General features: G+C 58.8%; 23 protein-coding genes. 12 read left to right on the forward strand and 11 right to left on the reverse strand.

Translation table 11 applies throughout. The features are described 5' to 3' along the window. The first annotated feature begins 18 nt into the window (after positions 1-18). From F7R06_RS17110 to F7R06_RS17130, 6 genes are all read left to right on the forward strand, one after another. A complete protein-coding gene (locus tag F7R06_RS17110) occupies positions 19-456 on the forward strand; it encodes an Lrp/AsnC family transcriptional regulator (protein ID WP_090323168.1) in 438 nt (145 codons plus the stop codon). 651 nt (positions 457-1,107) lie between these two features. Then, the gene (locus tag F7R06_RS17115; RefSeq protein WP_090323167.1) at positions 1,108-2,157 is read left to right on the forward strand and encodes a homoserine dehydrogenase; all 1,050 of its coding nucleotides are present in this window, start codon (positions 1,108-1,110) and stop codon (positions 2,155-2,157) included. 4 nt (positions 2,158-2,161) lie between these two features. Then, entirely contained in the window at positions 2,162-3,574 is a 1,413-nt protein-coding gene (locus F7R06_RS17120) for an aldehyde dehydrogenase family protein (RefSeq protein WP_090323165.1), read from the forward strand. Positions 3,575-3,794: 220 nt separating this feature from the next. Further along, a complete protein-coding gene (locus F7R06_RS17125) occupies positions 3,795-4,511 on the forward strand; it encodes a class I SAM-dependent methyltransferase (RefSeq protein ID WP_090323164.1) in 717 nt (238 codons plus the stop codon). A gap of 214 nt (positions 4,512-4,725) precedes the next feature. Further along, on the forward strand, positions 4,726-4,878 hold the full coding sequence (locus tag F7R06_RS30775) for a hypothetical protein (protein WP_159437813.1): 153 nt from the start codon (positions 4,726-4,728) through the stop codon (positions 4,876-4,878). A 316-nt stretch (positions 4,879-5,194) separates the two neighbouring features. Beyond that, positions 5,195-5,773, forward strand: a complete 579-nt coding sequence (locus F7R06_RS17130; RefSeq protein WP_090323161.1) for a DUF4337 domain-containing protein — start codon at positions 5,195-5,197, stop codon at positions 5,771-5,773. A gap of 68 nt (positions 5,774-5,841) precedes the next feature. On the opposite strand, the gene F7R06_RS17135 is transcribed toward F7R06_RS17130, so the two are convergent. Beyond that, positions 5,842-7,437 (reverse strand): winged helix-turn-helix domain-containing tetratricopeptide repeat protein, encoded by a 1,596-nt coding sequence (locus F7R06_RS17135; RefSeq protein ID WP_090323159.1) that lies wholly within the window; start codon positions 7,435-7,437, stop codon positions 5,842-5,844. Positions 7,438-7,696: 259 nt separating this feature from the next. Between F7R06_RS17135 and F7R06_RS17140 the strand changes: the two genes are divergently transcribed. From F7R06_RS17140 to F7R06_RS17150, 3 genes are all read left to right on the forward strand, one after another. After that, positions 7,697-8,458 carry an SDR family oxidoreductase gene (locus F7R06_RS17140; protein WP_090323157.1) on the forward strand — a complete coding sequence of 254 codons (762 nt, stop codon included), beginning with the start codon at positions 7,697-7,699 and terminating at the stop codon, positions 8,456-8,458. Between the two features lie 82 nt (positions 8,459-8,540). Beyond that, complete coding sequence (locus F7R06_RS17145) at positions 8,541-8,954, forward strand: cupin domain-containing protein (protein ID WP_090323156.1); 414 nt, start codon at positions 8,541-8,543, stop codon at positions 8,952-8,954. Positions 8,955-9,264: 310 nt separating this feature from the next. Next, entirely contained in the window at positions 9,265-10,362 is a 1,098-nt protein-coding gene (locus F7R06_RS17150; protein ID WP_159437811.1) for an acyltransferase family protein, read from the forward strand. A gap of 192 nt (positions 10,363-10,554) precedes the next feature. On the opposite strand, the gene F7R06_RS17155 is transcribed toward F7R06_RS17150, so the two are convergent. Continuing rightward, positions 10,555-11,835 (reverse strand): MFS transporter, encoded by a 1,281-nt coding sequence (locus F7R06_RS17155; RefSeq protein ID WP_090323153.1) that lies wholly within the window; start codon positions 11,833-11,835, stop codon positions 10,555-10,557. A gap of 100 nt (positions 11,836-11,935) precedes the next feature. Between F7R06_RS17155 and F7R06_RS17160 the strand changes: the two genes are divergently transcribed. Then, positions 11,936-12,394, forward strand: a complete 459-nt coding sequence (locus tag F7R06_RS17160; protein ID WP_090323151.1) for a winged helix-turn-helix transcriptional regulator — start codon at positions 11,936-11,938, stop codon at positions 12,392-12,394. A 46-nt stretch (positions 12,395-12,440) separates the two neighbouring features. On the opposite strand, the gene F7R06_RS17165 is transcribed toward F7R06_RS17160, so the two are convergent. From F7R06_RS17165 to F7R06_RS17185, 5 genes are all read right to left on the reverse strand, one after another. After that, positions 12,441-13,139: a potassium channel family protein gene (locus tag F7R06_RS17165; RefSeq protein WP_090323149.1), complete on the reverse strand. Its 699-nt coding sequence runs from the start codon at positions 13,137-13,139 to the stop codon at positions 12,441-12,443. A 47-nt stretch (positions 13,140-13,186) separates the two neighbouring features. After that, complete coding sequence (locus F7R06_RS17170) at positions 13,187-13,915, reverse strand: 2'-5' RNA ligase family protein (RefSeq protein ID WP_090323147.1); 729 nt, start codon at positions 13,913-13,915, stop codon at positions 13,187-13,189. A 96-nt stretch (positions 13,916-14,011) separates the two neighbouring features. Beyond that, positions 14,012-15,628: an arylsulfatase gene (locus F7R06_RS17175; RefSeq protein ID WP_245706706.1), complete on the reverse strand. Its 1,617-nt coding sequence runs from the start codon at positions 15,626-15,628 to the stop codon at positions 14,012-14,014. 375 nt (positions 15,629-16,003) lie between these two features. Further along, complete coding sequence (locus tag F7R06_RS17180; protein WP_090323144.1) at positions 16,004-16,330, reverse strand: DMT family transporter; 327 nt, start codon at positions 16,328-16,330, stop codon at positions 16,004-16,006. Positions 16,331-16,395: 65 nt separating this feature from the next. After that, positions 16,396-17,397: an SLAC1 anion channel family protein gene (locus F7R06_RS17185; protein ID WP_090323142.1), complete on the reverse strand. Its 1,002-nt coding sequence runs from the start codon at positions 17,395-17,397 to the stop codon at positions 16,396-16,398. Positions 17,398-17,512: 115 nt separating this feature from the next. Here F7R06_RS17185 and F7R06_RS17190 point away from each other — a divergent pair, with 115 nt between their 5' ends. Next, the gene (locus F7R06_RS17190) at positions 17,513-18,481 is read left to right on the forward strand and encodes a GlxA family transcriptional regulator (protein ID WP_090323141.1); all 969 of its coding nucleotides are present in this window, start codon (positions 17,513-17,515) and stop codon (positions 18,479-18,481) included. On the opposite strand, the gene F7R06_RS17195 is transcribed toward F7R06_RS17190, so the two are convergent. Together F7R06_RS17195 and F7R06_RS17200 are read right to left on the reverse strand one after the other, a co-directional pair. Next, a complete protein-coding gene (locus F7R06_RS17195; RefSeq protein WP_090323139.1) occupies positions 18,469-18,891 on the reverse strand; it encodes an MAPEG family protein in 423 nt (140 codons plus the stop codon). The genes F7R06_RS17190 and F7R06_RS17195 overlap by 13 nt on opposite strands. A 79-nt stretch (positions 18,892-18,970) precedes the next feature. Next, positions 18,971-19,924: a diiron oxygenase gene (locus tag F7R06_RS17200; RefSeq protein ID WP_090323137.1), complete on the reverse strand. Its 954-nt coding sequence runs from the start codon at positions 19,922-19,924 to the stop codon at positions 18,971-18,973. A gap of 199 nt (positions 19,925-20,123) precedes the next feature. Between F7R06_RS17200 and F7R06_RS17205 the strand changes: the two genes are divergently transcribed. Beyond that, positions 20,124-21,080 carry an AraC family transcriptional regulator gene (locus F7R06_RS17205; protein WP_090323136.1) on the forward strand — a complete coding sequence of 319 codons (957 nt, stop codon included), beginning with the start codon at positions 20,124-20,126 and terminating at the stop codon, positions 21,078-21,080. Between the two features lie 59 nt (positions 21,081-21,139). Here the strand turns inward: F7R06_RS17205 and F7R06_RS17210 are convergent, their stop codons facing one another. Then, a complete protein-coding gene (locus F7R06_RS17210) occupies positions 21,140-22,048 on the reverse strand; it encodes a MurR/RpiR family transcriptional regulator (protein ID WP_090323134.1) in 909 nt (302 codons plus the stop codon). 123 nt (positions 22,049-22,171) lie between these two features. Continuing rightward, complete coding sequence (locus F7R06_RS17215) at positions 22,172-22,936, reverse strand: ABC transporter ATP-binding protein (protein ID WP_090323132.1); 765 nt, start codon at positions 22,934-22,936, stop codon at positions 22,172-22,174. Positions 22,937-22,952 lie beyond the last annotated feature (16 nt).

Here is a 22,952-nt window from a genome sequence, read left to right on the forward strand (position 1 = left end):
ACGGCAACAGGAGGCCAAGTGAAGCGAATTCTGGACCCTCTCGACGAACACATCATCGCGCAGCTACGGCTCAATGCCAGGGCCGCGCACGCCGAGTTGGCGGCCAAGGTCAACCTGTCGCGCAATGCGGTGCGCCAGCGCATCGAGCGACTTGAACGTGACGGTGTCATACAGGGATATACGGTAAAAACCGGGGAGGGGCGCCAGGCCGCTTCGGACATTAACGCGGTGATTTTCGTGTACCGCTACGACCGGATGCGCGGCCAGGAAGTACTGCAGGCGCTGCGGGCAATTCCGGAAGTCCTCCAGTGCGATGTGATGAGCGGCGAGTTCGACTTGATGCTGCGGGTCGGCGCGGCGAGCCCGCAGCGGGTGCACAAGGTCTGGACTGAAATCGCCGCATTGCCAGGGGTGGAAAACACCGTGACGTCCTTCGTATTGTCGTCTGTCGTATAGCCCGTTTTCCGTGCTGCCAAAAGCCAACCTGTGTTGGCTTTTTTTATGCCTTCAATGATTTGCAGTTCAGGGATTGCGTTACCTGCGCGCGGGTACATTCCCGGGTAGGAGCCAGCCTGCTGGCGATGGTCGTTAACGATGAGGCGGGTGGCCTGGTTAAACGCGGCGCACTGGAGTCCATCGCGAGCAGGCTCGCTCCTACAGGTTTTGCGTTACCTGTGCGTGAGTAGATTCCTGTGTAGGAGCCAGCCTGCTGGCGATGGTCGTTAACGATGACGCGGGTGGCCTGGTTAAACGCGGCGCACTGGAGTCCATCGCGAGCAGGCTCGCTCCTACGGGTTTTGCGTTACCTGCGCGTGGCTACATTCCTGTGTAGGAGCCAGCCTGCTGGCGATGGTCGTTAACGATGACGCGGGTGGCCTGGTTAAACGCGGCGTATTTGAGTTCATCGCGAGCAGGCTCGCTCCTACAGGGATTGCGTTATCGGTGTTTCCCGGGATTGCGCGAGGATCTTTTTTGATGCCTGAAACTTTGCTCCGGCGCTGGTCAAAACGCCCACAAAATAGAGCAAATTGGCCTATTTCACTGCCCTGGCCTGACCCCTAACCTAGTGCTCAACAACCCATCACCCGGATCAGGGGGCATAACAAAATGACTGAATACAAATTGGCGCTGGTTGGCTTTGGCGGTGTTAACCGGGCGTTGGCTCAACTGATTGCCGAACGCAACGAACAGTGGAAAACCGAGCTGGGCTTCACCCTGAAAATTGTTGGCGTGACCGACTTGTTTCTCGGCTCGATCATTGGCCGTGAAGGATTGGACGCCGGCGTGCTGACCCGATTGCCGGCCGCCAAGGGCGCTTTGGCGCAGCTACCGGGGGGTGAAGCGACAGCCCTCAATGAAGCGGTGATCAAGGACTCGGGAGCGGACATCATTGTTGAAGCCACCTTCACGAACCCGGTAGACGGTGAGCCGGCGACGTCGTTCTGCCGTTGGGCGCTGGAGGGCGGCAAGCATGTCGTCACCACCAACAAGGGGCCCATTGCCTTGCACGGTAGCGAGCTCAAGGCATTGGCCCGACGTAACAACGTCGCCTTCGAATACGAAGGTTCGGTGATGAGTGGCACGCCAGTCATTCGCCTGGCCAGGCAGGCGCTGGCGGGTAGTTCCATAGGTGGTTTCGAAGGGATTCTCAACGGCACGTCCAACTTCGTTCTGACTTCCATGGAAGGTGGTCTCGGGTTTGCGGAGGCCGTGGCCAAGGCGCAGGAGCTGGGTTACGCCGAAGCCGACCCGACCGCCGATGTCGAGGGGCATGACGTGCGCCTCAAGGTGGTGATCCTGGCCAACGAACTGCTGGACGCCAAGCTCACTGTCAGCGACGTCACCTGCAGCGGCATTTCGTCCCTCAGCCTTGGCGACATCGAACAGGCCCGGCAGGACGGCGCTCGCTGGAAGCTGATCGGCGCGGCGAAACGCCAAGCCGACGGTTCGATCAGTGCCAGTGTCGAGCCGCGTCTTTTGAGTAACGATCATCCGTTGGCCAGTGTTTGTGGCGCGACCAATGCCGTGTCTTTTAGCACCGGGCTGCTCGGCGCCGTGACGGTTTCGGGGCCGGGGGCCGGGCGCACGGAAACAGCGTTCGCGTTGCTGTCGGACATCATCAGCATCCATCAATCCCGTGCACACAACCAGGAGTAAGCCTGTGAAACTATCGCGCCTGGCTCTGGATATCGTGGAGCCGCCCATTGAAGTCTTGAACCCGTTTGACGGCTCCGTCATCGGCAGCGTTACCAATGTCTGCGCGTCGCAGGTTCCACAGTTGCTGGAGACCGGGCGTCGGGGTGCCCGGGCTTGCGCCGCGCTGGCGCGTCATCGTCGGGCGCGCATTCTCGAGCAAGCGGCGATCAACATCGAGCATGAGGCCGGCGCGTTTGCCAGGCTGATCGTCGCCGAGGCCGGAAAGACTCTTAAACAGGCGGAAAAAGAGGTCAAGCGCTGCATCAACACCCTGAAGTTGTCGGCCGAGGAAGCCAAGCGCAATGCCGGCGAGGTGGTGCCGTTCGATGCGTATGAAGGGTCCGAATCGCGTCAGGGCTGGTTTTCTCGCGAGCCGTTGGGCCTGGTCGTCGCGATCACGCCATACAACGATCCGTTGAATCTGGTGGCGCACAAGCTCGGTCCGGCCATCGCGGGCGGTAATGCGGTGATTCTCAAACCGTCGGAGCTCGCGCCGTTGTCGGCCATCAAGCTGGTGTCCTGTCTGGTCGCGGCGGGCTTGCCGGAAACAGTGGTGACGGTCGCCACCGGTGGTGCGGAGCTGGGCAAGGCGTTGGTCGCTTCCCGTGACGTGCGGATGATTTCCTTTACCGGCGGCTTCGTCACCGGGGAGCAGATCGCCCGCACGGCCGGATTGAAGAAACTGGCCATGGACCTGGGCGGCAATGCGCCGGTGATCGTCATGGGGGACTGCGACCTGGAGGCTGCCGTCGAGAGTTGCCTGTCCGGCGCCTTCTGGGCGGCGGGGCAGAACTGCGTAGGCACTCAGCGCTTGCTGATTCAGGCATCGATTTATGAAGCCTTTCGAGAGCGTTTCGTCAGCAAGGCCCGAGCGCTGGTGGTTGGCGACCCCTTGCTGGCCGATACCGATATCGGGCCGATGATTACGACGCAAGCGGCACAGAATGCCGAGCAAGTCGTGAACGAGGCGTTGCAAGCGGGCGCGACTTTGCTTTGCGGCCACCGGCGCCAGGGATCGTGCTACGCCGCGACTGTGCTGGAAAACGTCGATCATTCCAGCCGGCTATGGCGCAATGAAGTGTTCGCTCCGGTGGTGGTCCTGCAGTGCTTTGAATCGTTCGACGAAGCCATCGATTTGGCCAATGAACCCGAATACAGCTTGCATGCGGGGATATTCACCAATGATCTGGCGACGGCGATGAGCGCCGCACGGAGGATCGAAGCCGGCGGGGTGATGATCAACGACTCTTCCGATTACCGCTTCGATGCGATGCCGTTTGGCGGTTCGAAGTACGGCAGCCTGGGCCGGGAAGGGGTGCGTTTTGCCTATGAGGAAATGACCCAGCCCAAGGTGGTGTGTTTGAACACCTTGGGTTAGACGATTCAGAAAGGTCTGGTCAGGTCGTAGGGCGTTGGGCAGGTTTGGTCACCTGCCCGACGCTTTTTTATTTAACGGGAACGGGGGCAGGCGGTAGCGCCGCGGCAGCAAGAACTCCGAGCAGGCTTGGATTCTCGACAGGAATGCAATGTATAAAATTAATGAATTTTTATTATCGCTTTTCATGACCTAAGTTGATTCAAGGACATGGAGAACCGCCTTGAAATCACTACCACTCAACTCAGCCGAAAAGTTTGATAACACACGGGCCAATGAGTACGGACGACAGAGCCGTATCGCACTGGCAGGTTATGACGCCTGTCAGGACTTGGCGGCGTGCATGCTCGCGGCAAGCCTTGGCAGTAGGGGCTCTGCAAAAATACTGGTTGTCGGCGCTGGCGGTACGGCGCAAGAGATCATTGCAATGGCCGGGCTTGAGCCGGGGTGGCGCTTCACCGCCGTTGATCCATCCGGGCCGATGCTTGAAGCCGCGAAACAGCAGTTGGCCGCAAACAACCTGCTGGAAAGAACGGATCTGCATCTTGGGCACGTTGAAGATTTGGCGGCAGATGAGTCCTACGACGCAGCCACTTTGATCGGTGTGCTCCATCATCTCGATGGCGATGATGCCAAAGGACAAGTTTTACGATCCATTCAAGCTCGTCTGAAACCAGGGGCTCCGCTGATCGTCGCAGGCAATCAATATGCCTATGCCAGCCAGCCATTACTCCTCGCTGCCTGGGGGCAACGCTGGCGGCAGCACGGAGCCAGCCCGGATGAAGTGAAAGTCAAACTGGGGAAAATTCTTCAAGGCGCCGACCCTCCACATTCTGAGGCGGCGGTTCAAAAGCTGTTGCATGACGCGGGGTTCGGGGACGCTACCCGTTTTTTCAGCAGCCTGTTCTGGAGTGCCTGGTTGACGTGTAAAACAGTCTGAACAGGGAGGTGAGAGGCAGTGACCAGCCGTGCACGGCCAATCATGGTTACAACGCGTGTCGGTCAAATCCGATGCAGTCGCGGATCAGAAGCAAAGCAAGCAGGCGGCAAGTGGAGCGCACTTCGCAGCCGATGATCAGACCGTTTGAACTCTCTCAAATCAGGCGCAATCGTACCCATACAGTGTCAGGTTTTGCCTGTCAGGAGAGGATCAAATGAAACGTACAACGGCATTGATTCTGGCGTTATCAACCACCTTGCTGCTCGGTGGCTGCTGGCCTTACTGGCATGATCATGATGGCCACGGCCATGATCATGGTCGCTACTATGGTGGCGAGCGGGGCGGTGAGGAATACCACCGTAATTAGCCTGTCTGCGCATCAGGATCAAGGTGCGCAAGCAAAGAGGATCGGGTGGGCTAACCAGGTTCGTCCTGACCACCCAGACCTCCGCATTGACAGATACAATGGCGCCGCTTGATCAACCGGCACCCGATGCAATGGGCTGCACCCCGTCCCATCCTGCTTCCCTGCTGGCCCACATGAAGATTGTTGCCCCAGGCCAGACAGAAGGGCCGCTTTTTCAATAAAATCGAACCCTGACTGCCATTGATCTGTGTCTACAGGATCAAGGGCAATTCATACTGCCTGTCTACCACCACTCATTCCTCCAAGATCGACACCCATGCCTGAAGAGTTCGAAGTTCCCAGCCCACATGAGCAGCATATTGAGCACACCACCCATCATGCGCATGCACAAGGCGACGGCTTTGCCAGCAAGATTGCGGTGATGACAGCCATCATGGCGACCGTCGGTGCCTTGATGAGCTACCAGGCCGGCTCAACGGAGAGTGAGGCGGCCATGGACAAAAACAACGCCGCCATCCAGAAGACCGAAGCCGCCAACGAGTGGAATTACTACCAGGCCAAGTCCAGCCGGCAGAACCTGTCGGACCTGGCGAGCCATCTCCCGGGGCTGGATTCCGCCCACTATGCCGCTGAGGCGCGGCGGTATGGGGAACAGAAAGAAGAGGCGCGCAAGAAGGCCGAGACACTCGAACAAGCGGCACGCGAGTGGGACGAGAAGTCAGAGCAGGTGCTGCATCAGCATCACCGCTGGGCCCAGGCAATGACGGCGATTCAAATCGCCATTTCGCTGGCGGCCATTACTTTGCTGACGCGTAAGGAATGGCTCAAGCGGGTCTCGTTTGGTGCCGCCGGCGTTGGCGTTTTGTTGGGTTCGATGGCCTGGCTGCATATCTAAGCGCGGCGACCAGCCGTTCGCTGGCTGAATATTCCCGGGGATTTCGAACGCATGGACGCGATCCACGGTCACTCAGGCAACCCGGCCAGGCGCAGTCCATCGGCGAAGCGTGCAAAATCCTCGGGACGCTGGATCGGCAACCAGCCTTTCAGGTTGCAAAGGCGCAAGGCGGGATCCAGCTCCCGTAGCCGCTGCATTGCCAACCTCGCTTTATCCATTCGTCCACTGAGGGCATGACTGGCCGCCAGCAGGGCCACCGGGGGCAGGAAACTGGGCAGGTTGCCCAAGCCCTTTTCCGCCCAATCCGTCGCGAGATCCAGGCGTCCGGCGAAGAAGTGCGCCAGGGCCATCCCGACCTGCATCCTGAACATTTCCGGGTCCAGCGGACTCAAGCGGACAGCATGGGTCAGGTGCTCGATGGCGGCGTCTGTTTCACCACGCAGTGCGCGCAGGATGCCGCCCAGGAACCAGGCCGGGGCGAGGTTGGGATTGAGCAGGCGTGCCCTGTCGAGCAAGGCAATTCCGCCGTCCACATCTCCGGTGAGATGGCTCAATGCATGACCGCCTCGGGTCAACGCGACCGCATCATCCCGGCCAAGCGTCACCGCCAGACGCGCAAGCCGTACCCCCTCAGCGATCTCTTGCGCCTGATCGGTCATCCAGCCATTGATCTTGCGCCAGAAGTGGCACCAGGCGGCCATGCCATAGGCCGAGGCAAATTCCCCATCGAGCTCGATGGCCTTGTAGAACAACGGCAGCGCCTCGTCGAGGGCTTCCCGGGTGCCGTTGTGCAGTTTTGCCATGGCGCGCAAATAGTAGTCGTAGGCGTCCAGGCTTTCCGTCGGTTTGCGTTTGGCGCGTTCGATTTCTGCCCGTTCGAGTTGCGGTGCAATGGCACCGACGACGCTTTGGGTGATTTGATCCTGCAGCTCGAAGAGGTCATTGAGCGCGCCTTCGAAACGCTCCGCCCAGATATGCGTCCCGCTCGTCGCATCGATGAGTTGCCCGGTGATGCGTACCCTGTTTCCGCACTTGCGCACGCTGCCTTCGAGCAGGTAGCGAACGCCCAGTGCCTGGCTGATGCCCTTGGCGTCCACCGTCTGCCCCTTGTAGGTGAAGCTCGAATTGCGCGCGATGACGAACAGCCAGCGGATACGCGACAGGGCAGCGATGAGGTCTTCCACGATGCCGTCGGCAAAATACTCCTGCTCCGGATCGCCGCTCAGATTCTGGAAGGGCAAGACGGTAATCGAAGGTTTGTCCGGGAGGACGAGCGAGGAGGGCATTTCCTTCGGCGTTGTGGGCGAGTATTCGTCGATGGCAGGCCGGTCAGACTGCCGCGCTTCACCGTTCCCGCCGACCCTGATCTGGCCGACGAAGCGGTAGCCCTTGCGGGCGACGGTGCGCAGCAGGCGCTGTTCCTCACCGGTATCGTCAATGGCCTTGCGCACCGCATTGATGTGACTGGTGATCGTCGACTCCGAGACGATCCGGCCGTTCCATACCGCCTTGAGCAGGTCGTCTTTGCTGAGAACGCGATCGGGGTTGTTGACGAACAGCAGCAACAGATCGAACACCTGCGGCCCGACGGTCACGACTTGCCCGCGCAAGGTGAGTTCCCGACGCTCCTCATCGAGCAGGTAGTCTTCAAACACGAATGGCAAAGTGGGGATCCCCTGGCGAAGCGCCCTCAACTCCGTGTCCCAGGCGGCTGACGATTAGTAGTGGATATTGATGATACGGCAGCGCAAAACCCGCCGCACTGTCTGCGGCCGAGGCAAGCTCGGACTGTGGCGTCTTTGGACGAAAAACCAAGGCTCAGTGGAGGGAAACCCACAGCTGGCACAAGGACTTCGTTCACCCACGCAGGCAACCTTCTCTTACACCGACGCAATGGTTGCAGTCGACACGTGGAGAAAGCCCATGAAGATCGTCGTCATCGGAGGCTCCGGCCTCATCGGATCAAAACTTGTGAAGAACCTGCGCGAGCGCGGCCATGACGTGCTCGCAGCGAGCCCCAGCACGGGCGTCAACAGCATCACCCGCGAGGGCCTGGCCGAGGCGATGGACGGGGCCGATATCGTCGTCGACGTGGCGAACGCGCCGTCGTGGGAGGACCAGGCCGTCCTTGAGTTTTTCCAGACATCGAGCCGTAACCTGCTGGCCGCCGAAGCGGCTGCCGGGGTCCGGCATCACGTCGCGCTGTCGATTGTCGGGACCGAGCGGCTGCCAGAAAACGGCTATTTCCGGGCCAAGGTCGCACAGGAGAACCTGATCAAGGCATCCGGCATTCCTTACTCCATTCTGCGTGCCACGCAGTTCTTCGAATTCGTCGGCGGCATTGCCGATTCGTTTACCGTCGGCGAAGAACTTTGCGTTTCGCCAGCGCTGATCCAGCCGTTGGCGTCCGACGACGTGGTGGCGGCACTCACCGACGTCGTGCTGGCCGCGCCGCTCAATGGCACCGTCGAAGTCGCGGGGCCCGAGGCCATGCCGATTGACGAGCTGATCAGGCGTTTTCTGCGGGCCACTCGGGATACTCGCCGGGTCGTACCGGACGTACACGCGCGCTATTACGGCGCCGTGCTTGACGATCAATCGCTGACCCCCGGCCACAACCCGCGCCTGGGGACGATCCGTTTCGAAGACTGGCTCAACCAGTCAATGGCGCAAGCAAGCCGCTGAAGCCTCCAGCAACAGCTCAGGAAGGCGTCGCCCCGATCATGGGGCGCGCCGTCATCACACCTATCCACGAAGGAGTTTTGCCATGGTTACCCGATATCTATTGGCTGCGGCTTTCGCAGCACTGTCGATCGGCACAGCGTCGGCCACTGAGCCGCCCCCCGGCAAGGTGACCGTCGTGTTTGACCGTCCCATTCCCAACATCCCCGGCAAGAGCATGAAGGGTGTGGTCGTCGAGTATGGGCCGGGCGCCGCATCGCCATCCCACACCCATCCGAAAACGGCCTTCATCTATGCCACGGTGCTGGAGGGGGCGTTTCGCATCAAAGTCAAAGGCCAGCCGGAAAAGATCTACCACGTCGGCGAAAACTTCGTAGAGGAGCCGGGCTCCGTGCACGAAGTCAGCGCCAACGCCAGCGACACCGATCTTGCACGCCTGTTGGCCGTGTTCGTTCTCGACACCGGCGAACAGACGCTGGTCACCCCCATCAAGAAATGAGCGGGTCAACGTGCTCATAAAGGCTCGACAGCAGCGTCAGGGCGGCAGACCAGTGCTGCCCTGGCATTCCTTTGTCCTGGTTTTGGGAAGGGTGCCGGGGGGTAAGAAACAGAGGCAAAGCGTGTATGACGGCATGGTGTTGGACATACACAATGACCCGAACAGGCAACATGACTTTTTCTTCATGTTCAGCAGTCGCGTTGAAGCGCCGTCTACACTCAGACCCTATAAGACACACCTGCCGCAACCGGCAAGTTGCGGTGATAGTTATCGGGTCCTGCCACTGCGCATACACTCCGAGAGCAGTTCAATGAAACTGAATGACGCTCTGCACAGGGATAATAACAATGCGGATTTACTGCGTCTTATAGCGGCATGCGCCGTTATCTGGGGGCATGCTTACGCGCTGGTTCCAGGGTCTACGACGACAGAGCCTATTGGGCAGTTACTTGGATTTGACTATTCGGGATCGCTGGCCGTTGAATTCTTTTTTTTCTTGAGCGGTATTCTTGTAACGAATAGCTGGATAAACAATAGTTCACCCCTTAATTTTATATTGGCTCGGTTTTTTCGGGTGTTCCCGGCCGTCCTTGTCAGCGCGGCCGCTTGCGTGTTACTGCTTGGGCCGATGCTCACCACACTGCCGCTGAATAGTTATTTTTCTAATAGCACCGTTTTTACAGCAATATTTCGCCACCCCTATGTCGAATATTCTTTGCCCGGCGTGTTTGAACATAGCAATAACCCGCTGACCAATGGATCTATCTGGACGATCCGATATGAACTCATTATGTACGCCATGTTGCTGGCCGCAGGGCTCTGCGGAGTATTCCGTCATAAGCTCTTCGCAACGGTGGTTCTAATCTCAATACTTGCCATTTCAATGTTTTTCCCGGAAGAAGTTGAAATGATTGGCCTGATGAACGTCAATATTGGCGGTCGCCTCCCGGCCTTCTTTGCCTTTGGCGCTCTTCTTGCGCTTTACAAAGATCAGGCAAGTATCAATATCCGTATCGTTTCCGGTTTAATTCTCTTTGCCTGGATCTGCCGGCATGGGTCGGCGTTCCAGTTTGTGTTTTATCCGGCATTTTTGATAACGGCGCTTTGGCTGATGACCACCGAGCCAATCAAGGCATTGCGGCTTCCAGGCGACTTTTCGTATGGTGTTTACGTCTTCGGATGGCCAATACAACAGGTCATGGCCGCTGTTTTCCCGAATTTCGGCGTTCATGCAAATCAGGTTGTTACGATCGCTGCATCTCTCGCGTTGGCCAGTATTTCCTGGTTCGTAATTGAAAAGCCCTGTATCCGCTATGGTCGCCAGTTAGGTCGGTATTTTGCTGCGCATAGTAGCCGTGAAGCCAATGCAGAGGCGACGCTGGTGACGGTTCGTAGACCCAGCGAATAACGACTGGCATGTGAGTCGTCACTGCGCCAAGAGGGGGGCTATGTTTTCAGTGTTTTCTAAACCACTTGATCAAAGATCATCGGGCCTGAGTGGGTTTTGCCCCAACACATTTTTTTGGATTAAACACTGGATACTCTCCCGCGGTTAAACAGCCACAACCGATGCAGCCTTCCAGGCTCGTCGACAGCATGGTTAATTGGCCGTTACATCACGCGTTGAAAAATAAAACGTGAGAAACCACAGAATCAGGGCGGTAGCGCTGATCAAGGCGCCCAGCAGGCTTACCGCCATCCAGCCCCATAGCGCATAAACCTGGGTCGCGGCGGCGGCTCCCAGCGCGCTACCGACCGAGTAGAAGCACATGTAGGCGCCGACCATGCGACTTTGGGCGTCGGGTCGTGCAGCAAAAATCAGGCTCTGGTTGGTGACGTGAACCGCTTGCACCGCGAAGTCGAGCAACACGACGCCGCAGACCAGCGCGATCAGGGACGTCTGGGCAAACGTAATGGGCAACCAGGACAGCGTCAGGAGCCCCAGCGAAATACCGGTCACTCGTTGCCCCAGGCCTTGGTCGGCCCAGCGACCGGCTCTACTGGCGGCAAGGGCACCGGCGACGCCGGCCAGTCCAAACAGGCCGATGGCAGTGTGTGAAAGCGACAGCGGCGGGGCGCTCAATGGCAGCACCATGGATGTCCATAGCACGGAAAAAGCGGCAAAGATCAGCAAGGCCAGAAGGCCCCTGACGCGTAAAGTGCGTTCGGTGATGAACAGTTTGAAGAGTGAACGCATGAGCGCCAGGTAGGTGTCCTGGCGCTTTGGCGGCGCAGTGAAAGGCGCCACTTTCCACAGCACCGCCGCGATGGTCAGCATCAATCCCGAGGACACGAAGTAAACGGCGCGCCAGCCCGCCATATCCGCAATCAGGCCGGAGGTAAACCGCGCCAGAAGAATGCCCAGGACAATTCCACTGGTTACCGTCCCGACTGCCTGCCCGCGTTGTGAGGGGGTTGCCAGCACGGCGGCGTAGGCCACCAATACCTGAACGACCACTGCCAACAGGCCCATCATGATCATGGCACCCAACAGGGCCAGCCATTGCTGTGCTGCACCGACCGCCGCGAGCGCCACCGCCGACAGCAGTACCTGCGTCAGAATCAGCCGTTTACGGTTTACCAAATCGCCCAGCGGGACTATGAACAGCAACCCCAACGCGTAACCGACTTGAGTGGCCGTCACCACGACTCCGATCATCGATGAGGCCACGTTCAGGCTCCGGGCCATGGAGTCGAGTAACGGTTGTGCGAAGTAAACGTTGGCGACTGCCAGTGCGCAGGTGACAGAAAACAATAACGTGAGCGACGGCGAAAGCCCTGGATACCGGTCGGACCTGCTGCTGTCGCCGGTATCCGAAGGCGGCAATCGCGCAGGCTGTGTGGAGAACCGTTTGGTGGCTGAGTCGGCATCTGCTGTCATGTACACCTCCATGGCGTTAAACTGGTTTCAATTAAAAACTGGATTCCATTGTTGCGGCATCTGGTTTTTAATTGCAACCACATTGTTCAAGGTCAATAAGATGGAAGAAGACGCCGCACCACAGATCAGCGAATGCCCGGTAGCCAGAGCACTGGAGGCCATCGGGGATCGTTGGTCGCTCATGATCATCCGCGACGCTTTTGATGACATTCGCCGCTTCAGCGAATTTCAAAAGAGCCTGGGCGTGGCCAAAAATATCCTGGCATCGAGACTCAAGACGTTGGTTGAGGTCGGGGTTTTCGATGTGCGACCGGCGTCCGATGGCAGCGCCTACAAGGAGTACGTCCTTACGGAAAAAGGACGGGAAATCTTTCCGGTGGTGGTCAGCCTGCGGCAATGGGGCGAACGTTACCTGTTCAAGCCGCAGGAGACGCGTTCCGTGCTGATTGACAAAGCGACCGGACAGCCTCTGATGCCGATTGATGTCCGCTCAGCAGACGGTCAGAAGCTCGGCCCGTCTGACTGCCACAGAGTGAGACGGGTTGGCGGCGAGTCGTGAACCGACAGCCGACCCGCCTCCCACTGATCGTCAGGCAAATCGAGCTTCATTTGACCTGATTCGATGGATAAAGACCGGCAAGTCGCGCAATCACGACGCCCACGTAAAAAACGCCTGAAAACTCTTCGACCATCACCAATGAACGAGCGTGGTTGGTCAATGGGAGGACATCTCCGTAACCGGTGGTCGTGAGCGTCGTGAAGCTGAAATAGATCAGTTTGAAGAACGTACCGGGCTGCATGAAGTCGAGGCGGCCAGGGCCGAATGAACCCGCGCTGGATATCTCGACCAGGGCATAGATGAAGGACCAGACGAAGGCCAGCATGATGTAACCCGCAAGCGCGCCATGCAGCTTGTCGGCGGTTATGGGCCCGCGCCTGAGAACATAGCGAATCACGCTGCTGAACGAGACGGTAAGAGACACCGTATAAGCGATCCCGGCAAGATCAAGAATCTTGATGCTTTCAGTCCACAACGCTGCCCATAGAAGACCGACCCCAAGCAACGCCAGGCCCAGTTTGAGGATGACTCCCCGCCGAGTCTGCCCGGCCGCGAAGGCACCCACGAGCAGCACGATTGAAGACACAATGCCGAGCAACGTGCGCGCAAATATGCCCTCCTCAAGAAAGGGAAACAGCAGGATCAATCCCAGTAAGAGCAGCAATAGATAGGTGCAGGGCCCTTGCCCTATCAGCAACTGAGCCAGGTCCGCGTCGGTTTCGGCTTTATCCTGCGAATCTGTCATACCGGTTTCCCTGAGAGGTCATGACCCATGGTGGATTCTAGCTACGGCTACCTTTCAGCGCTTTGAGGTTTCAGATCCCATGCCTTGAGTTTTTTTGCAGCGGTTCCGAAAGGCCCCAGTTGGTAAACGGCCGCGCCGACGGGTGAGAAGACAAATGATTGGAATGGCTCGGCATTCATTTTGTCGAGATAGTCACGTGGAGCAACTCCCGTGCTCACATGGGGATTGAAATGCTCGCCAGACATTTTCGGGACGAATGTCGATACGTACTGGATGAGCGCCGCGTCATTGCCGGGATCGTCGTGCGCCGCGGTGAACGCTTCAATCGGGCCGGTTTCTACGGTGAAAGGCTCAACCGCGGCAATGATGTCCTCTTGCAACTTGATGATTTCCGGCGTTGGCCTCGCGCAAATGCCGGCGACCCCGAGCGCTCCAGCGGGCGCGTAATAGTATTTGAACGCCTCCAGTTTCATGGCGCTCACATGGGCGCTCAGGAGAACCTTTTCCGCAGCGGCATAGACCTTGTCCAGATCCTCCGTGCGGACGAAACGCTGAACCAGCGTGATGTGCGGCCGGTGTTCGGCATCCAGGGCGAAACCTTTCGGAAACACGGCGAGCAGTCGGGCGTTATTGGCGTCGGAGTGCTTGAGCATCGTGCTGTCGGGCTCCAGGAGGATGTCGATGGCGGTGACCCTGGACGGCGCGCCGATCGCGGTAAACGCCAGCATACAAGTCACCAGGGCGGCCAGAATCGTTTGTACACCTAGGGTTTTCATCGGTGCGGCTCTCAAGATAGAGGCCGCGCCCAGTGATCAGGGGGCGGCTCCGGAAGGAAGGGGAGCGGCAGCCTGGATCAGGCTGCCGCGGTGTCGCTAGTTAGGCATGGGTATGGTGATGCCTTCCTTCTCCAGGTCCTCCCGTACCGACTGGAATTTCTGGTACTTGGAAATTTCGATCGGGCCGTCGTAGGTCATGCTTTGTATTTTCCGTGGGGGATACTGAACATAGGTTTTCATCAACTTGGCGATGGCTGAGCTGATGGGTACCAGGGTCCAGGTGCGCTCAGTGTAGTTGTTCATGAAAATGTCGTAGCGCTCCTGAGGATCCTGCAGCAGGTCAAACACCTGCGGCACCGTCGCCACGTATTTGGTCGGGCCTTTCCAGCCCTGGTTGGTGTCGACGGCCAGCCCGCCTGTCACGGCGCCATCGTCGCCACGCAGGTTGAACACTGCCTTGTAGTTACCGACACGCGCGGCACCGGGCGACAGCTCGTTCTCGGTGAAATAGAACCACTCTTTACGCGGGTCAGGGCCGGTGCCGAGCAGCACCGGGGTCATATCGTAACTGTCGAAGATGATCGGTTTACCTTCGCGGTCTTTCTCCGGCAGCTTGATGCCGGCCACAGAAGCGAAGGTCGCCATCAAATCGAGGCCACCGATGATGTCGTGATTTTTGGTGTTCGGTTTGATTTTTCCCGGCCAGGCCATGATGGCCGGAACCCGGTTGCCACCCTCGCGCACCGTACCCTTGGTGCCACGGAAAGGCGTGTAGCCAGCGTCCGGGTACACATCCTGCCACGCACCGTTATCGGTCGTGTAAACCACCAGGGTGTTTTTATCCAGTCCCAGTGCCTTCAGCTTGTCCATGATGCGGCCGATGCGGGTATCGAGCTCAACCACGGAGTCGGCGTATTTCGACTTGGAGATCGATTTGTGAACGAACTCCGGCGCCGGCATGTTCGGCTGGTGCACCTTCATGAAGTTGACGTTGATGAAGAAGGGTTTATTGGATTTGGCCGCCGTATCGAGAAACTCCATCGTGGCTTTTTCCACATAGTTGTCGAAGAACGGAATGCCGACCACACCGGGTTTGCCATCTACAACCGGTGTGTCGACGTACTGACCGTTGATCTTGAACTCCTCTACCGCTTTTTCACCGGCTTTTCCCGACAGTGCGCCCCGTGTCACTTTGGCAAACATCGCGCGGGTTTCATCATCCATGTCCGGGAACCATGTAGGGTCCGCGTAGGTGTAGGCGTTCAGGTGATACAGGCCGACGTATTTCATCACGTCGTAACCTTGAGCATTGGGCAGGGCGTAATCATCTTCGCCCAAGTGCCACTTGCCGGTGAAATAGGTGTCGTAACCACCGGTTTTGAGTACCGAGGCCAGTGTCCATTCCGCCGCTGGCAAGCCACCACCCTGACCCTGAAAGGCCACCGTGGTCATGCCGCTGCGGTTGGGGATGCGCCCGGTTTGCATGGCGGCCCGGCCTGGTGTGCAACTGGGTTGCGCATAGAAGGAGAAGAAGGTGGTGCCTTCGGCGGCGAGTTCATCAATGTTGGGCGTCGGCATGCCTCGACCTACACCCCCGCCATAAGGGCCCAGGTCACCGTAGCCGGTATCGTCGGAGACGATGAACAGGATGTTTGGTTTTTCGTTTTGTGCGGCCTGGGCAAAGCCATTCAGCGCCATCAGCAACGAACACATAACGTAAAATCCGGGGCGATTTAGATGCCTTTTCATGTCTGGTTTCCTTTCTCAAAAGTCGATCCTTTGCTCACCCAACAATGCGATGAGTGCAAGCCAAGGACCCTGCGAGGGACCACCCAATCAACAGCCTGGACAGTTCTGGAGACTCGCTAACGTCGAAATAGAAATTCCCGCACACTATTCAGGGTTAACGTCGAAGCCTAGTACGAATGGAATCTTCTGGTATGGCGTTTTGGAGTCATTCGTCGACTTTGTCGCTCACCGTTCGCTCTGCTTGTGCGTTGGGCGTGTTGGAAGCCGTTTGTCAGTGACCGCTGTTGGCTGCTTCCTGTCATCGATTCAACCAAGCCACAAATCAGCTAACCGCTCCGATCAGGCCGCCCAGCGCAGCCCAGCGACACTCAGCAGGATCGAACCGATCCAGAAAAATCGCCAGAACGACACTCCGTCACCCAGCCAATACATGCCAACGATGGCTGTGCCGGCAGCGCCGATGCCGGTCCAGACGGCATAGGCGGTGCCTACCGGCAGAACCCGCAATGCCATCGTCAATAAATACAAACTACCAGCCAGCACCACGAAGGTTGCGGCGAGCAGCCAGGGTCGTTCCAGGCCATTTGCGGATTTCAAGCCGATGGCAAAGGCGATTTCCAGGAATCCGGCGGCGATCAAGAGTAACCAGGAAGAGGTGTAAGTCATTCGACAAGACCCGTGGTGGCAAAAAAAAAGCGAGCCGATGAAGGCTCGCCAAAGGGAGGTAAACGTTAGTTGGCCAACAATTTGCCCTTGAACAGACTGGCCAGGGTTTTCACGGTCAGCACGCTCAGTGCCGCAGTGAGGAACAGCAGGATCGCAGCCGCGATGACCATCAGTGCGGTGTTGTCCTGGGCATGGGCATATTTCAGTGCCGCATTGCTCAGGGCCGCGATGGGAAAGCTGATGGCCCACCACGAAGGGGCAAAGGGCACATCGCGACGGAACACTTTGAAGCTCAACACCACGAACAGGAACAACCCGAAGTAGAACAACACACTGGCAAACCGGTCGATCTCGCCGAACACGTTGGTGTACGCCAGGAAGCCGACTTCAAAGGGCGCAATCAGCACCATCAGGGACGGCACCATGCCTTTGGCCAGGGCGGCTTGATGCACCAGCCGCGAAAAGATCCGGGTGTAGAAAACCAGTGCCAGCACCACACCCACGGCGAGGGCAAACAGGTTGAACTCCGCAGCCCAGGCCATGGGCATGTGCGCACCGGTTACGGCGATGTCGAGGGTGGCAACGCCAGGGATCAGCCAGGCGGGTACTGCATTCGATGGATCCTGGCCACCCGACAACAAGCGTGAAGCCACCAGGCCGGCGAGCAACACAGTCAATACGCTGCCCAGTATCCACAATGCCTGTCCGAGCCATTGGCTGTGGGGTGCTGCTACGGCGGAAAGCAGGAGCAGTGCGATGGTAACGGTGCCGAAAAAGTTGCTGGCGATGGGGTGATTGAATTCGGCCCGTACCGCTTCAGGGTGCTTCCACCACTTGGTCAGGTAACCCAGGGTCAGCAGCACGAATGCAAGGCCGGCAAACGCACCAATCGCTTCACCCAACAGGCCACCAACGCCGTAGAACTGACCGCTCAAGCGCCAGGCCAGACCCAGGCCTGCCAGGCCCATGACTGAACCGAACAGATTGATGGGCAGGTTTTTGATGGATGTCGTGCCACGCGTGACCGATTGAGTTGCAGCGATGGTAGGGGTGTATGCAGTATTCATGGCAGTCTCCCGTTTGACTGAATTTGCTGTTGGAGCTATTTTCAGCCAAACAGGTTGTGGCTGAAATAGTCGCATAGCGACATATTCAGCCAATGATTCGACGAGGACAGACATCATGCGCATCACCCTGCTGGCATTCCCTCGTGTACAGCTGCTGGACGTGGTGGGCCCAGCAGATGTCTTCGCCGAGGCGGCTAAACAGCTGGGCAATCCACGGGCCTACCGGGTCGAAGTGATCGGCACCCACAAAGGGGTGATCAAGGGCTCCAGCGGTTTGAAGCTCAGCATCGACGAGACATTCGAAACCTATAAAGGCAGGATCGACACCTTGCTTGTGGCCGGCAGCCCGCACATCGAGGAAATCGCCTTGAACCCCGAGTTGCAGCGATGGCTGTGCCGGCAGGCGAAAACCGTGCGGCGTATCGGCTCGGTCTGTAGCGGTGCTTTCCTGCTGGCCGCCGCTGGCCTGCTCGATGGACGCCATGTCACGACGCACTGGAATTCCAGCGCGAAACTTGCCAGGGAACACCCGCAAACCCACGTCGACCCCGACAGCATTTTCATCAAGGACGGCAATGTCTACACCTCGGCGGGTGTCACCGCCGGCATGGACCTGGCGCTGGCACTGGTGGAAGAGGATCACGGCAGGGAGCTGGCGCTGAGCGTCGCCCGTGAGATGGTGATGTTCTTCAAGCGACCTGGCGGCCAATCGCAATTCAGTGCGCAACTGGCCGCGCAAACCGCCGAGCGCAGTGTCATCCGAAATGTTCAGGACTATGTTGTCGAACACCTGAAGGCCGACTTGAGCGTGCCCACCCTGGCCGCACGCGCCGGCATGAGCGAGCGCAACTTTGCTCGCACCTTCAAGGCTGAAACCGGCTCGACGCCGGCCGAGTTCGTCGAGCTGGCCCGCATCGATGCGGCCAGACGGATGATCGAGGATTCGGATGTGTCACTCAAACGTCTGGCCGATAACGTGGGCTATGCCAATACGGACGGATTCAGAAGGGCGTTCATGCGGCGTCTCGGGGTCGGGCCGAGTGATTATCGAAAGCGCTTTTCATCCGGCACTCAAGCGCCGTGACAAGCCACTATGACCATCAGCGCGAGAAAACAGGCCAGCTGAATGCTGAAGAAGGTAAATCGCACCGCCACGAACCTGTTGGTCTGCACATGGGACACGTGCACCAGAGACTGAAACACGCGGGCGATCAGGACGAGTATGGACAAGCCGTTCACCGCCGGGCCATTGAGACCCAGGGCTGAAATCACGAACACAATCACGGCAAAGACGGGCAGGTTTTCCACACAGTTGGCGTGTGCCCTTGTCCCGCGTCGGTACCAATCCTGGCCTTCGAGTTGATCGCTGCGGAACGAGGCGATGGGAACATTCGAGAACAGGATGGCGACCCAGCGATACACCCCGACGGTTGCCATCAACAGCAGCAACGTCCAGGCCGCAAAGCCGAGCAGCATCCACATCGGTATCGTCATGGCAGCCATCCTCAGTGGGTCATTTCAACGCATCAGCCCGCCGCCCGTGACCGGCGGGCTGCCGGCCGCGCGCGGTCGATCAATGGCTCATAATGGGGGCCAGGGCGGTCTGGATCCTGGCCATCTGTGCCGGCGTCGTCATGTGCGTCAGCAGCCGGCCGAAGTGCGGGTGCTGCACGCCAGAGATGATGTATTGCCAGCGATAGGCGCTCAGCACGCAGGCTTTGATTTGCGCTGTCTGATCGTCACTGAGCGATCGTGAAAGCTGTCCAGTGAAGTAGTCGGCGTCGGCTGCCGATTGTGCCTGCAGGATTGCGTCGACAGCCGCCACCAGCGCAATCAGATCGTTCACTGCCTGGTCACATTCGGCCGGGGAGAGCTTCGCGTGCTCGGCCTTCCATTCCAGTTCATCGAGTACCACGTGCCGGCTTTCATCCATCCAGTGAAACTTGAAGACGTCCTTGAACAGCGGGCACAACTCCTCGCGCGGGGCGATGCTTTGCGCGTAGTGGGTTTGAACGAACAGCTCGATATGACAGGTCAGCGCCAGCACCGACCAGGTGCTGGCCGCCAGTACCGCGCGCGCCACTTCGTTGGGATCGGCCACTTGACGATACCCGGCAGGCAATTGCGAACCCATCATCGTTTCGATGCGCCGGAACAGCTCCTGGTGCTTGATTTCGTCGTTGGAAAAACGCACCAGCGCTTCGAGTGCCAACTGATCGTCAAAGACATGGGCGCGACCTTGATCGAGCATTTTGGCGCTGATAAAGCGTTCGACCAGGCCAAACAGGTACGCATAGGTTCGGCCCTGAATCTGGCTGAGCAGGCGCGCCTCGTCCGCGGCGAGAAAGGTCAGGCGGTCGACCCGCGACAGCCTGTCGGGCAAGAATTTGCGCGAAAAGTCGAAACGCCGGTCCTGCAGCAAATCGCGATCGATCTGCCATTCGGCTTTTTTCGATGACTTGACCATTTGCGCATAACGGGCGGCGTTGCCCGACTCTGCGCCGGGTAGGGTAGCGACGGTATTCATACAGATCTCCTGCTGCCATCGTCGAATTGGAATGGGGCAAAACGGTTGCTCACGCAGCTCGTGATCAAGGGTGAAACACCTGGGGGATCGTCTCGATCACTGAGTCCGCGTTGGTGCTAATCTAGGCCTCGCGGTCCAGGCGGTTAATGATCAGTCCGCCTGATTACTTGCTCGGGACTCCGGAAAGGAGGGCAGGCAATTGCTGGATGCGTTTTCTGATGTCTTGCGTGTGATTCGCCTGTCTGGCGGGGTCTTCCTCGAGTCGGAATTCACGGCGCCCTGGTGCATCAACGGTCGAATCTCTGCCGACGCCTGCAAGCCGTTCCTGACGGCACCTCGACATATCATTGCTTCGCACTTTGTCGTCTCGGGGCACATGCAATTGCGGATCGACGGTGATGACACCATCGACGTGCGGGCAGGCGAACTCATTCTGCTGGCGCGCAATGACGCTCATACCTTTGGCAGTGACCTGAGCATGGCACCCATGCCTGCGGGCGAAATCATTCAACCGCCAGAAGCCGGCAGCATTTCTCGAATCAAGTACGGTGGTGGCGGCGAGGCGACGCAGTTGTTATGCGGATTCCTCGGTTCCGAAACAGCCTTCAGCCCGCTGCTTTCGTCGCTGCCATCCTTGTTGAAACTGGACCTGCGCGCGACGGCTTCCGGCGCCTGGATCGAAAGCTCATTCCGTTTTGCCGTCAGTGAGATCGCGGCAGGGCGCGTCGGCTCGACAACGGTCATTGCCAAACTATCGGAATTGCTGTTCGTCGAAGCCGTCAGCCAGTATGTCGCGAGCCTCCCGGCCGAGCGGCGCGGGTGGCTGGCGGGTTTGCGCGATCCGCATATCGGGCGTGCACTGGCGCTGCTCCATGCGCGTCCGGTCGAGGGCTGGACGGCAGAAGCGCTGGCCCTCGAAGTGGGCATGTCGCGCTCGGTATTCGCGGAGCGCTTCACGGCATTGGTCGGACAGCCGCCGATGCAATATCTGACCCTCTGGCGGATGCACCTGGCGGCGCAACAGTTGCGCGAAGGTCACGGTAATGTGGCGCAAATCGGCTTTGCCGTTGGCTACGAATCCGAAGCCGCGTTCAGTCGCGCCTTCAAACGCCAGTTCGGCACATCCCCCGGAACCTGGCGCAAGCAATCAGCCTGAACAGACGAAGATCACCCCTGCAGGCCAGTCCCGCCAGTCAGGCAAATACCGCAACGGCATCACTTTTTCGCAGGTTTACGGCTGGCAGGGGTGTGCAGGTACGACATGACGCTTTCAGTCAGTTCGGTTGCCAGTTTGACCGCTTCTTTATTGCGCGCCATCACGCCGGCGACCAGGCCTTCGATCAGGGCCAGCACGGCGATGTTGGAACTGGTCAGCACCGGGTGATCGCAAGGCGCAAACAGCGTGTGTTCGGCAATGCCGGTGAGCGGCGAGGCAGGTGAGTCGGTAATGGCCAGCACCGATGCGCCACGTTCATTGGCGAAGCGTGCCAGTTGCAAAGTGTCGATGGAGTAGCGCGGCAGGGAGATCGCCAGCAACACGTCCTGTTCATCGATCGCGGCCAGTCGGTACGCGGCATTTTCGTTGCCACCTTCCATGCTGATGGCCGTGGCGTCGGCACAGAAGGGCATCAGGGTCGAGGCGGCGAGGCCGGCGAAGTAAACACTGTTGCCGAAGCCCAGGATGTAGATTTTGCGCGCTGTGGTCAGGCGCGTGATGAAGGCTTCGAAGGTGTCGGCGTGGTTGTTGGACGCCGCCGTGGCCAGGTTGCTGCCGGCGCTCTGGAGTTGTTCGTGCAGGCCGAACACGCCGCCCGGGCGAAGGGCCAGTTCGTTGCGCAGTTTGTCGACCGGCGACACCATCTGCTGCAAGGTGGTGACCAGTTCGGCTTTCATTCCGCTGTAGCCACCGAGGTTCAGTGCCTTGGCCAGGCGGTTGACGGCAGCCGGTGAGGTCAATGTTTCGTGGGCCATTTCCTCGATGGTCAAGGTCGCGGCTTTGAGTGGGTGACGCAGGATGAAGTCCGCCACCTTGCGTAATGACGGCGGCAGCTCGGAAACGATTTCCGTCAGTTTGCGCATGACTGGCGCGGCATAGACCGTGGTGTCTTTCGATGGGGTGGGCATATCCAGCTCAACGGTTCCTGAAGGTGGGAGAAGGGCTGTGCCTGATGCCCTGACAAGGTTGGCTTGAGTGTATCCGAAGCAAACCCTGTCGGGGCAGCGCCGATCAGTGGGTGGGCGCCGGCCTTACTTCAAACTCCCGGCCAGAAACTGCTGGAGGCGTTCGGACTGCGGGTTGACCAGCACTTCACGCGGATCGCCGCGTTCCTCGACAACGCCCTTGTGCAGGAACACCAACTGGTTCGAAACCTCACGGGCAAAGCCCATTTCGTGAGTCACCACCACCATGGTGCGGCCTTCCTGCGCCAGGTCCTGCATGACTTTAAGCACTTCGCCCACCAGTTCGGGGTCGAGGGCCGAGGTCGGCTCATCGAACAACATCACTTGCGGTTCCATCGCCAGTGCGCGGGCAATGGCCACGCGCTGCTGCTCGCCACCGGACATATGCGCCGGCCAGGCGTTACTGCGGTGGGCCACACCGACTTTGTTCAGGTAGTGCTCGGCCTTCTCCCGTGCTTCTTTCTTGCCCAGACCCAACACGTGCACCGGGGCTTCCATGACGTTTTCCAGGGCGCTCATGTGTGACCACAGGTTGAAGTGTTGAAACACCATCGACAGTCGTGAACGCATGCGTTGCAATTGCCTGGGTTCGGCCGCCTTCAGCCCGCCGAGCTTGTTGGTCACCAGTTTCAGCGGTTCGCCATCGAGCACAATGTTGCCGGCGTCGGGTTGCTCCAGCAGGTTGATGCAGCGCAGGAAGGTGCTTTTTCCCGAGCCGCTGGAGCCGATGATGCTGGTCACGTCTCCGGCCCGGGCTTGCAGGGACACACCCTTGAGCACCTGGTGGGCGCCGTAGCTTTTGTGCAGGTCCTGAATTTCAAGTTTGTACATGGTTGGAACTCTCTGG

The sequence above is a fragment of the Pseudomonas moorei genome, assembly GCF_008801475.1.
GTDB lineage: Bacteria > Pseudomonadota > Gammaproteobacteria > Pseudomonadales > Pseudomonadaceae > Aquipseudomonas > Aquipseudomonas moorei.

What these genes read in the sequence shown, in the direction of transcription:
- F7R06_RS17115 (WP_090323167.1), top strand. Translation starts at nt 1,108, where the DNA reads ATGACTGAATACAAATTGGCGCTGGTTGGCTTTGGCGGTGTTAACCGG.
- F7R06_RS30775 (WP_159437813.1), top strand. Translation starts at nt 4,726, where the DNA reads ATGAAACGTACAACGGCATTGATTCTGGCGTTATCAACCACCTTGCTG.
- F7R06_RS17130 (WP_090323161.1), top strand. Translation starts at nt 5,195, where the DNA reads ATGCCTGAAGAGTTCGAAGTTCCCAGCCCACATGAGCAGCATATTGAG.
- F7R06_RS17140 (WP_090323157.1), top strand. Translation starts at nt 7,697, where the DNA reads ATGAAGATCGTCGTCATCGGAGGCTCCGGCCTCATCGGATCAAAACTT.
- F7R06_RS17145 (WP_090323156.1), top strand. Translation starts at nt 8,541, where the DNA reads ATGGTTACCCGATATCTATTGGCTGCGGCTTTCGCAGCACTGTCGATC.
- F7R06_RS17150 (WP_159437811.1), top strand. Translation starts at nt 9,265, where the DNA reads ATGAAACTGAATGACGCTCTGCACAGGGATAATAACAATGCGGATTTA.
- F7R06_RS17155 (WP_090323153.1), bottom strand. Translation starts at nt 11,835, where the DNA reads ATGACAGCAGATGCCGACTCAGCCACCAAACGGTTCTCCACACAGCCT.
- F7R06_RS17160 (WP_090323151.1), top strand. Translation starts at nt 11,936, where the DNA reads ATGGAAGAAGACGCCGCACCACAGATCAGCGAATGCCCGGTAGCCAGA.
- F7R06_RS17165 (WP_090323149.1), bottom strand. Translation starts at nt 13,139, where the DNA reads ATGACAGATTCGCAGGATAAAGCCGAAACCGACGCGGACCTGGCTCAG.
- F7R06_RS17170 (WP_090323147.1), bottom strand. Translation starts at nt 13,915, where the DNA reads ATGAAAACCCTAGGTGTACAAACGATTCTGGCCGCCCTGGTGACTTGT.
- F7R06_RS17175 (WP_245706706.1), bottom strand. Translation starts at nt 15,628, where the DNA reads ATGTGTTCGTTGCTGATGGCGCTGAATGGCTTTGCCCAGGCCGCACAA.
- F7R06_RS17180 (WP_090323144.1), bottom strand. Translation starts at nt 16,330, where the DNA reads ATGACTTACACCTCTTCCTGGTTACTCTTGATCGCCGCCGGATTCCTG.
- F7R06_RS17185 (WP_090323142.1), bottom strand. Translation starts at nt 17,397, where the DNA reads ATGAATACTGCATACACCCCTACCATCGCTGCAACTCAATCGGTCACG.
- F7R06_RS17190 (WP_090323141.1), top strand. Translation starts at nt 17,513, where the DNA reads ATGCGCATCACCCTGCTGGCATTCCCTCGTGTACAGCTGCTGGACGTG.
- F7R06_RS17195 (WP_090323139.1), bottom strand. Translation starts at nt 18,891, where the DNA reads ATGACGATACCGATGTGGATGCTGCTCGGCTTTGCGGCCTGGACGTTG.
- F7R06_RS17200 (WP_090323137.1), bottom strand. Translation starts at nt 19,924, where the DNA reads ATGAATACCGTCGCTACCCTACCCGGCGCAGAGTCGGGCAACGCCGCC.
- F7R06_RS17210 (WP_090323134.1), bottom strand. Translation starts at nt 22,048, where the DNA reads ATGCCCACCCCATCGAAAGACACCACGGTCTATGCCGCGCCAGTCATG.
- F7R06_RS17215 (WP_090323132.1), bottom strand. Translation starts at nt 22,936, where the DNA reads ATGTACAAACTTGAAATTCAGGACCTGCACAAAAGCTACGGCGCCCAC.